This is a genomic window from Vibrio sp. 070316B (assembly GCF_013114115.1).
GTDB classification, from domain to species: Bacteria; Pseudomonadota; Gammaproteobacteria; order Enterobacterales; family Vibrionaceae; genus Vibrio; species Vibrio chagasii_B.
This window is the reverse complement of the sequence record NZ_VTYC01000072.1, coordinates 1-1,194: the sequence shown is the minus strand read 5'-3', so window position 1 is coordinate 1,194 and position 1,194 is coordinate 1. Positions and strand designations below refer to the sequence as shown.

Here is a 1,194-nt window from a genome sequence, read left to right as displayed (position 1 = left end):
ATTCAGGAGCATGTTTAATTCGTGTTTTCTTAGTTGTCATTGTTCACCTCGTTAGTGATTGTACTCACTTAACTCAGTGTCCAAAACTTCTGGTGCGGATCATAATGTACTTGACCAAAGTCACCAGTGTCACCTTCATACCTTGCTACCATATTCTTGCTTTCAAGATAAGATAATTCATTCCGGTAGTTGGCGTCTGAAACATTTAGGATTTTCTGAAATGCAGTAAGCTCTAAACCTACTGATTCGGAGTCATAAGGAATATCATCTTTACGCTCAAGTAGAATCGCTAACACCTCACGAGAAAGTCTTGGCAACGCCACCAACTCATTAGCCAGATTTTTAACGTTGCTTAACCTTTTCCCTTCATCTAATTCACCACATTCGGCTTCAGCGTATGACTCAAATGAATTAATGTCATTCAAAGTAACAGTAGCTACTTCTTCTACATTGTTATAATAAGAAGTATCATAATTTCCATTTTCATCCGGTAATTCAAACTCTGAAAGAAGATTAACCATGCTGTCACTAAACAGCTTAAGCACTTGCTCTACTTTTTGGATGTCGAGATATACAATTTGGGATGCAATATCACTGAGATCAATAATATTACTTTCTGAGAAATTTAGTGCACCGTACTTAGTGTCTGTCAGCGTATACGAGCCTTGCTTTTCACCTAACACTAAAATACGGAATTCATCGTAGTCCAACTTATGTTGAGCAGTAATGTTATCTATTGTTTTCGAAACTTTTGATAGCTTTTTATCCGACGTGACTTGATATGCAACCCTTTCTTTTTTATCACCAATATCTAGCCCAGGCTCGTTAACTCGATCTGCGTTTAAGTTTCCAAGGTTGAACCCAAAAACAATATTCAATAAATCGCAGGCAAAATCTTCACAATATTTATTAATGTCATAAAATCCCAATTTGGAGCGAAGCTTTATCGAATTCTGTAACTGAGATATAGAATCTATAATCTCACCGATGTATTTTCCTCTTGAAATCATACTTACCTCATTTGTTAAACTAACGCCCTGTTAAGGGGTGAGCAACGCTACCACCTAACCTAAAATTACCACCGTAAACACTGATCCGCACCAGAAGTTTTGGACACTGAGTTAAGTGAGTACAATCACTAACGAGGTGAACAATGACAACTAAGAAAACACGAATTAAACATGCTCCTGAATT

At 37.0% G+C, this 1,194-nt stretch carries 1 protein-coding gene; it reads right to left on the bottom strand.

The window, feature by feature from the left end; translation table 11 throughout:
- Positions 1-68: 68 nt before the first annotated feature.
- A complete protein-coding gene (locus tag F0251_RS24230) occupies positions 69-1,010 on the bottom strand; it encodes an SMEK domain-containing protein (protein ID WP_171731983.1) in 942 nt (313 codons plus the stop codon).
- Between the last annotated feature and the right edge of the window lie 184 nt (positions 1,011-1,194).

Coding starts and splice junctions, on each gene's coding strand:
- F0251_RS24230 (WP_171731983.1), bottom strand. CDS start 1,010: ATGATTTCAAGAGGAAAATACATCGGTGAGATTATAGATTCTATATCT.